An 11,385-nucleotide genomic window follows, 5' to 3' on the forward strand; every position below is an offset into this window, starting at 1 on the left:
CGCCATGATCACGGGTTTCGTTGTGGCCAAAGGAAAAGTGCGCCGATGGCTGACCTCGCGCGCGAATCCCGGGATCAGATCGTCGTGTTCGGCGAGTTGCCCACCGAACACGACCGTCCGCGGAATGACGATGTTGACGACGTCGGAGACCGCCGTGCCGATGATCACGGCGGCGGCTCGGACCAGGCGCACGGCGTCGCGATAGCCCGAGCGGACGGCCCGGATCAGGTCGTCGACGTCGCCGGGGGCGTTACGCGCGGCGGCGTAGTCGCGGGCGCGGGAAATGGCGACGCGATCGTCCTGCCGATCAACGGTTCCTGCGATGAAGTCACGGTGGCCGTTTCGAGCGCGACGTCCGGTACTCCAGCAAGATGGACTCCACGCTCAGTCGGCCATGGTCGACTGCGCACGTCATGAGACCGTCCCGTTCCGGACGCAGGAAGGGACATCATCAACACGGGAGTCGTCCTCGTGACGAACTACCCAGATGACGGGGTCGACGGGATCTCGCCCGGAGAGGCCCGCGGCCTCTGTCCTCGATCGCTCGCTGCGCGCCGAGCAGGATTCGTCCCGTCGGCGCGCCGTGAAACACCATAGGGGAGCATCGTGCCCATAACGAGCCACAGTGAGCTGACAGGCGAGGAGGCATTTCGGCGGCACCTCCGCAGCCTCGCGCAACGCGTCCAACGCGCGCCGCACCGAAATCCCGAGATCAGCCCGATGGCGGTGTTCGTCGTCGCCGCCATCGTGTTCCAACCGGCGACCCGTGCCCGATTCGGATACATCCACATCGGAGAGAACCATCGAGGCTTCCTCGGCTCGGGCCACCTCGACTTCACGGGCTTCCTGCACGCGCTCGCCGAGGTCGGCTACGACGGCCCCATCACCATCGAGTCGTTCGCCTCGGCCGTCGTCGCCCCCGGCCTGTCGGCGCATGTCGCGGTGTGGCGCGACCTCTGGCAGGACGGCGCCGCGCTCGCCCGGCACGCCCACGCCTTCCGCGCGACGCACCTCGAGGTGAGCCGTGCCCTCGTCTGACGGTGCCCCGATCGAGGCGGGCGCGGCGTTCCCGGACGCGCTGCTCGTCCCGCTGCTCGATCGTGTCGACTCCCTGTTGAAGACGCGACGACGGGTCCTCCTCGGTGTCGTCGGCGAACCGGGTGTCGGCAAGTCGACGCTGGCCGAGGCACTGCTCGACGGGTCGCGTGCCCGTGGCGTCCCGACGGAGCGCGTCGCGATGGACGGCTTCCATCTCGCGGATCGTCAGCTCGACCGCCTGAATCGCCGCGACCGCAAGGGCGCCATCGACACCTTCGACGCGCACGGGTATCTGGCGCTGCTGCGCCGCGTCGCCACGGAGCTCGACCACACCGTCTACGCCCCGGCGTTCGACCGGACCAGGGAGGAGCCGGTCGCCGGTGCCGTCGCCGTCCCGCCCGGGACGCGCCTCGTCGTGACGGAGGGGAACTACCTGCTCGACGACGCGGCGCCGTGGCACGAGGTACGGGCCGCCTTGACCGAGACCTGGTTCTGCGAAACCGATTCGGCGCTGCGACGCCGACGGCTCATCGATCGGCACGTCCATTTCGGAAAGTCACCGGACGCCGCCCGGCACTGGGTCGACACGGTGGACGAGATCAACGCGGCGCGGGTCGTCGCGCATCGCGATCGAGCCGACTTGATCGTCCGATTCTGACCACAGTAGAGATTGAAGCTTTCGTCGCCCCGACGCCGCGGGTGACCCGATCTAGTTCGCCTATGACGGCTCCCTCCACCTGTCCTCCCGACCGGCACGCGGGACCACACGAAGCGGGTGCGGACGACGTCGCGCCCAACCATCGCGTCCGCAGGTCGGAGCGGGAACGGTTGGACGCCTTCGTTCTCGACGGCGACGCTCGGGTCGAGGCGACGATGGCGGCGCTGAAAATAGACCCCAGTTCGTGTAACGCGGACGGCTCGACGAGCCAAGTACGGGTGACAACGAGTTCGATCGAATCACCCGAGGAGGTGCGCCCATGGTTGGCAACGCCGGTGACATCGCCGCGATCGCGAGCGATCCCCGAGCGTTCGAAGCGTTCTACCGAGCGCATGTCGACGACGTCCAGCGATTCATCGCCAGGCGGGTCGACGACCCGCATCAGGCCGCGGATCTGACGGCGAACGTGTTCATAGCCGTCATCGAGTCCGCCGGGTCGTACCGCGCCTCGCGCGGGGAGCCGCTCGCCTGGTTGTACGGCGTCGCCCGCAACGTGGTGGCGTCCGAACGACGGCGGCGAGCGCGATGGTGGCGGTTGTCCGGCCGGATCAGCGGTCGGGAACTGCTCAGCGACGACGACGTGACGGCGATCGAGGAACGCATCGACGCCGAGGCGGGTTCGCGGGAACTGTATCGGGCGATGGACCGCTTGTCCGCCAAGGACCGCGCGGTGCTTGAACTCGTCGCGCTCGACGGACTGTCCGTTCAGGACGCTGCGGCGACGCTGGGCATCAGGCCCGGCGCCGCGCGGGCGCGGTTGCATCGTGCCCGATCCGGGATGCGCGCGATGCTTCCCTCACCCGATCCGATCGACACCACCGCTCATATGGAGGTCGCATCATGACTACTGGTAATCGTTTCGAGGATCGTCTGCTGTCGAAGCTGACGCCTTTGGTCGGGCGTCGGCGGATACTGCCGACGACGGCGCTGCGACGGCGCCCCCGGCTCGCGGCGGCCGGCGCGGCGACCGTCACCGGGGCGGCGCTGGCGATCGGCGTGCCCATGCTGGCTGGCGGGACCGCGTACGCCGTCACACCCGGCGACGACGGGACCGTCACCGTCGAGATCTACGACCTGTCCGACTCGGAGGGTTTGGAGGAGGCGCTGGCAGAGCAGGGCGTCAACGCCGTCGTCGACTATCTCCCGTTGGGGAAGACGTGCGCCGAACCGCGGTTCACCCCGGCCGAGACCGGCGGCATCGTCTCGATGGAGACGTCGAACGTCGACGGGTCGATCCGGTTCAGTCTGGACGTCGAGGGGCTCGACGACGGAGTCACCCTGGTGCTCACGACGGCCGGCGACATCGATGAAGGTGAGTACAGCGTCGGAATGGCCGAGGGAGACGTCGCCGCGTGCGAGCTCGTCGACGCTCCGCGGCTGCCCGACGGTCCCGGCGCAGAGGAAGGGACCAACGTCGAGGAGGAATCGGACGAGGGCGGCACCGACCTCAACGAGGACTGAGCCTGGAACGATGAGATTAGTGGGCCCGCGATCGCGGGCTCACTTTTCCGTCGCCCGTGCCCGGGACGGGACTCGAACCCGCACGCACTTCGGCAACCGCTTTTAAGGCGGTCGTGTCTCCCTTTTCACCACCCGGGCTCTTCTTGGGTGTCCACGCGCGGTTCGCCTCAGCCACTCCGGTCCTCAACCCAAGAGACGCAACGGAAAGGCGACCAAGTCGCGACCCGAGCATCCAGGAGAGACGACCGGTACGCGGGCTGGGTGAACTCGCGTACACGCCCAAAGGGGATGCCTGACACGGTAGCCGTATGGCCGCCGTCGCGCTACGTCCGACAACCCCGAAAATCGGACCTAAGCGGTCATTTCGCCGCTAGTGTCTCAACTATGACAGAAAATTTTCAATATTTGAATTAATTTCAGGCAGATCGTCGGCCTACGCACCGGGCCTGACCCAGCCCTGAGAAACCCGCGCCGGACCGCTCCCACCCTTACCGGCCTCGTACAGGGTGTCCCACACCTGCGCCGTGATCGCGCGGTTCGCCGCCAGCCTGTCCGCCGACCGTCGATGCCGCTCCGCCAACAACGCGGCCAGATACGCCCACCCGGGAGTCCCGGGCGGTGGTGGCGGCGTCACCACCTTCGCCGCCTCGCCCGCGAGAGCCAAGCCGAGCCGGGTCCGCGCCGGTTCCGCGATGTCGTGGTTGCGCGCCAGGAAATGCCGGATCGACAGGGCGAGCCGGTCGTCCAGCCGGGTCATGTCGGCGACCTCCGCCCACCGATCGAGACCGACCGGCATGACGGCGGCCCACATCCGGTTCTCGGCGGTCCGCTCGTGGATGACGATCGTCCCGGCGGCGAGGTCACCGAAGCGCTTACCCGACGGGTGCACCAACATCACCCCCATCACCGCCAGCCAGGAGATGCCGGGCATGAGCAGGCCCGGGAACTCGATCGCGGCCGCCGTCACCGCCCGAACGAGCGCGTGCCGGAAGCGGATCGGCCCGCCGTCATCGCGAACCACGCGCAGGCCGACCGCCGCCTTGCCGACGGACCTTCCCCGCGTCAAGGTCTCGAGCGTCGCGGGGAAACCGACGACCGTCATGACGATCACGAAGGTCGTCAGCGCCGAGGTGAGCGCCCCGTCCAACGCCGCAGGCGGGATCAACGCCAGGGCCAGCATCATCACAAACCAGTAGAAGAAGCCGCCGAACAGGATCATGAGCAGGAAGTCGATGACGAAGGCGAGGACGCGTGACCCGAGCCGCGCGACCCGGACGTCCAGTTCGACGGCCTCGCCCGACACAAGGCGACCGGTGATCCCGGGATCGGCGAAGGAGTCGGTCATGGCACCAGTGTGCCGGACACCGACACCCCGTTCATCGCGGCGCCGAGACCCGGTCGACGCCGGTCCACCGCGTCGGCCCGGCGTGGCACGGACGACGTGGCCGCGTTCGCGCCGGTGGCATAGAGTCGCGTCGTGGATCTGGATGCCTACATCGCCGAACACGACGGCGAATGGCAGCGGTTGGCGTTGTTGGCGCACAAGGGTTATCTCAACGCGGCCGAGGCCGACGAGATGCTCATGCTCTATCAGCGCGCGTCGACGCACCTGTCGGTCGTCCGCTCCCGCATGCCCGATCCCCTGCTGGTGGCGCGATTGTCGGGCCTGGTGCTCCAGGCTCGCAGCGCGATCACCGGCACTCGCTCGGGCGGCGGTCGCGCCTTCGTCCGGTTCTTCACGCGCTCGTTTCCCGCGGCGGTCTATCAGTCGTGGCGGTGGTGGGCGGGGACCGCTCTCGGTTTCGTCGTCATCGTCGGCATCCTCATCGCGTACATCGCCGGCAACCGCGAGATCCAGTTGCAACTGTTCACACAGGATGAGATCACCCAGCTCGTCAACCACGACTTCGCCGACTACTACAGCGAGTTCCAGAATCAGAACTTCGCGCTGCGGGTGTGGACGAACAACGCGTGGCTGGCCGGGATGGCGCTGGCCGGTGGCGTACTCGTCGTGCCGACGCTGTTGGTCCTATGGAACAACGCGCTCAACCTCGGCGTCACCGGCGGCGTCATGGTCGGAAACGACCGCTCCGACCTGTTCTTCGGTCTGATCGCGCCCCACGGACTCCTCGAGATCGGCGCGTTCCTACTCGCCGCGGGCGTTGGACTGCGAATCGGCTGGTCATGGATCGCCCCCGCCCGGGGTTTGACGCGGGGTCAATCGATCGCCGCCGCCGGGCGCAGCGGGATCGCCGTCGCGCTCGGACTCGTCGCGGTCCTCGCCGTCGCGGGCGCCATCGAAGGCTTCGTCACGCCCAACGTCGACGCGATCTTCGCCGTCCCGCTCGGCGCGATCGCGCTCGGCGGGTTCATCACGTATGTCGTGATCCTTGGCCGAGCGGCGATCGCCGACGGCGCCACCGGCGACCTCGAATCGGACCTGACCGTCAGTTCACGGTGACCGATTCGTCCATTGTTAAACGAAAGTAAGCTCCACGAACCCGCCGCCGATACCGCTTGCCGCGACCTCATATGGTGACCGAGTCCCTATCGCCAACCCGTGGAGCACATCCGTGAACAGCGATCCCTCCGCCGCCGCCGAAGCCATGTTGAACGACGCCGAACGGATGCTCCAGCGTCGCCAGGAAGAAGCGGAACGCCTCAACCAGGCGCTGTCCGAGGTGACCGTCGTCGGCGCGAACAAGGACGGATCGGTCAAGGTGAAAATCGATTCGACCGGCGGCCTCGCCGACATCAAGTTCACCCCCGACGCGCTCAAGATGACGCCGGAGGAACTGCGCGCCGAGATCATGCGCGGCGTGTCCACCGCCCGGCGACACCTGGGCGGCAAGGTCAACGAGGCCGTATCCACTGTGTACGGCCCCGACTCGGCGACCACCGCGATGTTCGCCGACCAGTACACGAGCCGCTTCGGCAAACCCGAGCCGCGAAAGACCCCAGGGAAGGACCCCCGTCATGACTGACGTCGACGTTGTCATCTCCGGCCTCCGCGATCACGCCGGCCACCTCGAAAGCGATGTCGTCGCCGACATGGACGTGGCCATCCAGGCCGCGGGCTCGGTTTCCGCCGCCGCGAACGAGGACGCGTACGGCGTCCTGTGCGCACCGTTCCTGGTCCCCGCGATGACGGCGGTCGAAGGCACCACCCTCGTGGCGATGGCGGCGTGCCGCGACGCGATCAGCCGCTTCGCCACCGCGTCGAACCTGCTGGCGACCGTCATCGACGCCTGCGACATCGACAACGAGGCCGACCTCGGCGACATCGGCGTCGACATCGTCCCGATCCCGATGCCGAACACCGACAACCCCGGTGACCCGGTGCCGATGCCGGACGTCGACCCCCCCGGCGACCCCATCCCGATGCCGACCGTCGACCCGAACCCCACGGGCCCCGTGGCCGTCTAATTAGGAGATAAAGTGGGCAATCCCGACAACACCACGGCCAGCACGGTCGATGACCTCACCGTCGAGACCGACCACGGGTACACCGCGACGACCGACACGGCCGTCCCCTTCGGCATTCGCGAAGGCGGCCCGACACTCGGTGAGCAGAGCACCGGCGGTTGGCACGAGGGCGCCGGCGTCCTCTACAACGCCTTCGAGCTCGGCAACAACATCGCCGAGGGCGACTGGGCGGAAGGCCTCACGCACGGCGCCGTCACGCTCATCGGCACCGCCGGCGCCATTGCCGACCCAGTCAGCACCCTCATCACCGGCGCCATCAGCTGGCTCATGGACCACATCGAGCCGCTCCCGACGTTCCTCGACTGGCTCGCGGGCGACCCCGACGCCGTCTCGGCGTTCTCGTCGACGTGGGCGAACGTCGCCCAGCACGTCGACGAGGTGGCGCAGAACTTCTCCACCTACATCGCCGACGACCTCGGCGACATGACGGCCGTGGCGCTGACGATCTACCGGGGAATCGCCCAGGGACACGCGCTCGCCGTCAGCGCCACCGGCGTGCTGTGCGGTGCCACCGCCAAGGCGGTCCAGCTCGCGTCCCTGATCATCGACACTGTTCGATGCATCGTCCGCGACCTCATCGCCGAGTGCCTGAGCCAGCTCATCCAGATCGCGCTCAAGTGCGCGGGCCCGCAGATCGTCGTCTTCGGAGCCGACGCCGTCCGACAGATCCTGGCGCTCGTGGCCCGTTACGTCCCGAAGTGCCGGGGCTGGATCGACACGCTGACCCGCGTCATCACCAAGCTGTGCGGCCTCACGGACGGCATCCTCACCCAGCAGTCGGTGTTGAACATCCTGTTCAACGACACGCTCCCGAACCTGGGAACGGCCGTGTCGACCTGGCCGTCAGCCGCATGACCAACACCCCCAGAGGATCGCGTTCCCCGTCCGGAGCTTCCGGGCGGGGAACGCGGTTGTCCGTGTTGACTCCCGCCTCCGCGCCCATCCCGTCGGCGGGCGGGCTCGTCTTCCTCACGGTGTTCTGCCTCGTCATGACCGTGGTCCTCGGTTACGGCGCCATCGCGCTGGCGTACACCCTGGCCACCGACCCGGCCGCGCCCGGCGTGTTGTGGATCCCGCTGACGTTGATCGGCGCGCTCGCGATCCTCATGCTGTACACGACCGTTCATCTCCCCGGTGCCCGTCGCCGCGCGGCGAAACGCTACGCACTCCTGGACGGCACGACCCTGACCGTCCTCGACGGTCGGTCGCGCGGCCCCCGGTCGACGGAGCTCCACGGCACCGGCGTCGCGGTCGTGAGTCGAGAGGATTACCAACGGCGGCAACGGTTCGTGACGTTCCTCCCGCGAGTCCTGACCGAGCTGACGGGTCCGGCGCTCGCGGGTCGCGGTCGCGCGGCGTTGTTGCTGTGCGACGTCCCGGGAAACGGGGCCAAAGCCACCGATCCACCTCCCCAACGGTTGCCGGACGCCGAACTCGCGATCATCGCCGGCGTCCTCGACGCGTCGCCGCACCCCGACGGGCGGCGCGCCGCCGCCGACGTCCGCGCCCTGATGCGGCACTGAGACCTTCCTCCCGACAACACACAGGAGGGGCGGCGGGTTCACACCCGCCGCCCCTCCGCCCCGTCAGGGGAATCGATCAGTACCGGTAGTGCTCCGGCTTGTACGGTCCTTCGACCTCGATGCCCAGGTAGCTGGCCTGGTCCTTCGTCAGGGTCGTGAGCTTGACGCCGAGCGCGTCGAGGTGCAGGCGCGCGACCTTCTCGTCGAGCTGCTTGGGCAGCGTGTAGACGCCGATCGGGTAGTCGCCGGTCTTGCCGAAGAGCTCGATCTGCGCGAGGACCTGGTTGGCGAAGCTGTTCGACATGACGAACGACGGGTGCCCGGTCGCGTTGCCGAGGTTGAGGAGGCGGCCCTCGGACAGCACGATGATCGTGTGACCGTCCTCGAAGCGCCATTCGTGGACCTGCGGCTTGACCTCGGTCTTGACGATGCCGGGCAGCTCGGCGAGCCCCGCCATGTCGATCTCGTTGTCGAAGTGGCCGATGTTGCCGACGATCGCCTGGTGCTTCATCTGCCGCATGTGGTCGGCCGTGATGACGTCCTTGCACCCGGTCGTGGTGATGAAGATGTCGGCGCTGCCGACGACGTCCTCCATCGTGGTGACCTGGTAGCCGTCCATCGCCGCCTGAAGCGCGCAGATGGGGTCGACCTCGGTGACGATGACGCGGGCGCCCTGTCCGCGCAGGGATTCCGCGCAGCCCTTGCCGACGTCGCCGTAACCGAACACGACCGCGACCTTGCCCCCGATGAGGACGTCGGTGGCGCGGTTGATGCCGTCGATCAACGAGTGGCGGCAGCCGTACTTGTTGTCGAACTTGCTCTTGGTGACCGCGTCGTTGACGTTGATCGCCGGGAACAGCAGCGAGCCGCTCTTGTGCATGTCGTACAGGCGGTGGACACCGGTGGTGGTCTCTTCCGTGACGCCCTTGATGGACTTGGCCATCCGCACGTACTTCTCGGAGTCCTCGGCAAGGGTGCGCTGGAGCAGCGCGAGCACGATCGCGAACTCCTCGCTGTCGGCGGTGGCCGGGTCCGGCACGACGCCACCGGCGAACTCAGATCCCTTGTGGACGAGCATGGTGGCGTCGCCACCGTCGTCGAGGATCATGTTCGGCTCCTCGACGCCCCAGTCGAGCGCCTTGAGGGTGCACTCCCAGTACTCCTCCAGAGTCTCGCCCTTCCAGGCGAAGACCGGCACGCCGGCCGGGGACTCGGGGGTCCCGTCGCCGACGACGACGGCCGCCGCGGCGTGGTCCTGAGTGGAGAAGATGTTGCAGCTGGCCCAACGGACGCGCGCGCCGAGCGCGACGAGCGTCTCGATCAGGACGGCGGTCTGCACGGTCATGTGCAGCGACCCGGTGATGCGCGCGCCCTCCAGGGGTTTGCTCGCGGCGAACTCCCGCCGCACCGACATCAGGCCGGGCATCTCGTGCTCGGCCAGCTGGATCTCTTTACGGCCGAACGCGGCCAGCCCGAGATCGGCGACTTGGTAATCGTCTGAGGAGAGCGTCTTGGTCATGCGCTGCATGCTACGCAACGCGGGGGCCGCCCTCGACCACTCGGTGCCCCGTTTCACACGGATTCACCGGTTACGCTCAGAGCTCGGACCGACACTCGACCGCCGCCGAACGCGACACAAGGGATGGAGGCGAGGCGTGAGCGCGACGGTCGACGAGCCGGTTCTGTTCCCGTGCACCGGAATGGAGAGAAATACGGGGCAGGCTCTGCGCACTCTCACCCGTCACCAAATGGCTCGATGCTCGTTGCGAAACGGCATTTTCCAGGAATAACGCCCAAAAAGGCTGGTTTCGGGTGTTTGTTCAAAGATTCCTCAAGGAAAATCACCCACCGGGGTTGCGCCACCCCAGGGGGCATCTGCGACGATAGGCCCATGTCCCAGCAGCCCTCCACTTCCTTTTTCGATGACGGCGGCCAACCCGAGTTCGCGAATGTTTTGCGAGGGTATGACCGCAATCAGGTCGACAACTACATCCAGCAGCAGAGCACCGCTCGTTCGCAGGCCGAGACCGCGCGGGCAGAGGCCGAGCAGCGCATGACCGACGCCCAGCGTCGGCTCCGCCAGGCCGAACAGCGGGTTTCGGGTCTGGAACAGCGCCTCTCCGAACAGGCTCAGCAGCTTGAGGAGAACAGCCGCCCGACACTGTCCGGATTGGGCACCCGTGTCGAGCAGATCCTCCGCTTGGCAGAAGAACAGGCCAACGAGCACCGCGCGGAGGCGAAGCGCGAGACCGAGGGCATCCTGTCGGCGGCGCGCCTGGAGGCGCGCGAGATCACCGACGCGGCTCGCGGCGAAGCGGGTGGCATAAAGCAGTCCGCCGAACGCGAGGCGTCGACACTGCGCACCGCCGCGGAACGCGAGTCCGCCGAGCTTCGGGTCCAGGCCCGACGCGAGGCCGAGACGCTGCGGTCCGACGCGGAGCGTGAGACGAAGCAGCTGCGCACGTCGACCGGTCACGAGGTGGCCGAGTTGAAGGCGAGTGTCGAACGCGAGGTGGCGAGCCTGCGGGCGACCGCCGAGCGCGAGATCACACAGCAGCGGGCGAAGGCGGCCCGTGAGGCCGAGGAGAAGCGCGCCGAGGCGGCGAAGCTGTTCGCCGACGCCAAGGAGAAGCGCGACAAGGAACTTCAGGCGCTCGACCTCGAGCTGGCGGAGCGTCGCGAGAACGCCGAGCAGGAGGAGTCGCGTCGGCACGCTGAGGCTCTCGCCGCGACGCAGAAGCTCGTCAACGAGGCGGAGACCCGCGCGAAGGCGGCCGAGGAGCGGGCACGCGACATCGAGTCGAAGGCCGAGTCGCGCAAGCTCGAAGCCGACAAGTACGCGTCGGAGACGACGACCAAGGCGAAGTCCGAGGCCGACAAGATGCGCAGCGAGGCCAAGGCCGAGGCGCAGCGTCTGGTCACGAACGCCAAGGCCGACGCCGACGCCACCACGACGAAGGCGCGCAAGGAGGTCGACGAGCTCTCTCAGAAGAAGGCGAGCATCCAGTCCGACCTGCGACGCTTCCAGTCGATGTTGGGCGGCTTGAGCCTGACCGAGCCCGAAGACCAGGGTGGCAACAAGGAGAAGGAGAAGGGCGCCGACGCGGTGTCCACCTCCTAACCCGAATCTCGATGACGACGGCGGCCGTGTCCCACGGC

At 67.8% G+C, this 11,385-nt stretch carries 13 protein-coding genes and 1 tRNA gene; 11 read left to right on the forward strand and 3 right to left on the reverse strand.

What is annotated here, in order from left to right:
• Positions 1 to 45 precede the first annotated feature (45 nt).
• The 5 genes from ACM9NP_RS14635 to ACM9NP_RS14655 all read left to right on the forward strand — a co-directional run bounded on the left by ACM9NP_RS14635 (position 46) and on the right by ACM9NP_RS14655 (position 3,217).
• The gene (locus ACM9NP_RS14635) at positions 46 to 417 is read left to right on the forward strand and encodes a hypothetical protein (protein WP_415647236.1); all 372 of its coding nucleotides are present in this window, start codon (positions 46 to 48) and stop codon (positions 415 to 417) included.
• A 189-nt stretch (positions 418 to 606) separates the two neighbouring features.
• Positions 607 to 1,038: a hypothetical protein gene (locus ACM9NP_RS14640; protein ID WP_415647237.1), complete on the forward strand. Its 432-nt coding sequence runs from the start codon at positions 607 to 609 to the stop codon at positions 1,036 to 1,038.
• Positions 1,025 to 1,696 (forward strand): nucleoside/nucleotide kinase family protein, encoded by a 672-nt coding sequence (locus ACM9NP_RS14645; protein ID WP_415647238.1) that lies wholly within the window; start codon positions 1,025 to 1,027, stop codon positions 1,694 to 1,696. The genes ACM9NP_RS14640 and ACM9NP_RS14645 overlap by 14 nt, the downstream gene beginning before the upstream one ends.
• A 319-nt stretch (positions 1,697 to 2,015) precedes the next feature.
• A complete protein-coding gene (locus tag ACM9NP_RS14650) occupies positions 2,016 to 2,600 on the forward strand; it encodes an RNA polymerase sigma factor (RefSeq protein WP_415647239.1) in 585 nt (194 codons plus the stop codon).
• Complete coding sequence (locus ACM9NP_RS14655; RefSeq protein ID WP_415647240.1) at positions 2,597 to 3,217, forward strand: hypothetical protein; 621 nt, start codon at positions 2,597 to 2,599, stop codon at positions 3,215 to 3,217. The genes ACM9NP_RS14650 and ACM9NP_RS14655 overlap by 4 nt, the downstream gene beginning before the upstream one ends.
• 57 nt (positions 3,218 to 3,274) lie before the next feature.
• On the opposite strand, the gene ACM9NP_RS14660 is transcribed toward ACM9NP_RS14655, so the two are convergent.
• Together ACM9NP_RS14660 and ACM9NP_RS14665 are read right to left on the reverse strand one after the other, a co-directional pair.
• A tRNA-Leu gene (locus ACM9NP_RS14660) sits at positions 3,275 to 3,355 on the reverse strand.
• Between the two features lie 295 nt (positions 3,356 to 3,650).
• A complete protein-coding gene (locus ACM9NP_RS14665) occupies positions 3,651 to 4,562 on the reverse strand; it encodes an RDD family protein (RefSeq protein WP_415647241.1) in 912 nt (303 codons plus the stop codon).
• A 132-nt stretch (positions 4,563 to 4,694) separates the two neighbouring features.
• Between ACM9NP_RS14665 and ACM9NP_RS14670 the strand changes: the two genes are divergently transcribed.
• The 5 genes from ACM9NP_RS14670 (at position 4,695) to ACM9NP_RS14690 (ending at position 8,226) form a co-directional block, all read left to right on the forward strand.
• A complete protein-coding gene (locus ACM9NP_RS14670) occupies positions 4,695 to 5,678 on the forward strand; it encodes a stage II sporulation protein M (RefSeq protein ID WP_415647242.1) in 984 nt (327 codons plus the stop codon).
• Positions 5,679 to 5,790: 112 nt separating this feature from the next.
• Positions 5,791 to 6,201 (forward strand): YbaB/EbfC family nucleoid-associated protein, encoded by a 411-nt coding sequence (locus ACM9NP_RS14675; RefSeq protein WP_415647243.1) that lies wholly within the window; start codon positions 5,791 to 5,793, stop codon positions 6,199 to 6,201.
• Positions 6,194 to 6,643 carry a hypothetical protein gene (locus ACM9NP_RS14680; RefSeq protein WP_415647244.1) on the forward strand — a complete coding sequence of 150 codons (450 nt, stop codon included), beginning with the start codon at positions 6,194 to 6,196 and terminating at the stop codon, positions 6,641 to 6,643. The genes ACM9NP_RS14675 and ACM9NP_RS14680 overlap by 8 nt, the downstream gene beginning before the upstream one ends.
• A gap of 12 nt (positions 6,644 to 6,655) precedes the next feature.
• Positions 6,656 to 7,558, forward strand: coding sequence for a hypothetical protein (locus ACM9NP_RS14685; protein ID WP_415647245.1), 903 nt, complete (start codon positions 6,656 to 6,658; stop codon positions 7,556 to 7,558).
• Between the two features lie 56 nt (positions 7,559 to 7,614).
• Entirely contained in the window at positions 7,615 to 8,226 is a 612-nt protein-coding gene (locus tag ACM9NP_RS14690) for a hypothetical protein (RefSeq protein ID WP_415647246.1), read from the forward strand.
• Between the two features lie 76 nt (positions 8,227 to 8,302).
• Here the strand turns inward: ACM9NP_RS14690 and ahcY are convergent, their stop codons facing one another.
• A complete protein-coding gene (gene ahcY / locus ACM9NP_RS14695) occupies positions 8,303 to 9,745 on the reverse strand; it encodes an adenosylhomocysteinase (RefSeq protein WP_415647247.1) in 1,443 nt (480 codons plus the stop codon).
• 372 nt (positions 9,746 to 10,117) lie between these two features.
• Here ahcY and ACM9NP_RS14700 point away from each other — a divergent pair, with 372 nt between their 5' ends.
• Positions 10,118 to 11,347: a coiled-coil domain-containing protein gene (locus ACM9NP_RS14700; protein WP_415647248.1), complete on the forward strand. Its 1,230-nt coding sequence runs from the start codon at positions 10,118 to 10,120 to the stop codon at positions 11,345 to 11,347.
• Positions 11,348 to 11,385: the final 38 nt, after the last annotated feature.

This window comes from Stackebrandtia soli (genome assembly GCF_965137155.1).
Taxonomy (GTDB): Bacteria; Actinomycetota; Actinomycetes; order Mycobacteriales; family Micromonosporaceae; genus Stackebrandtia; species Stackebrandtia soli.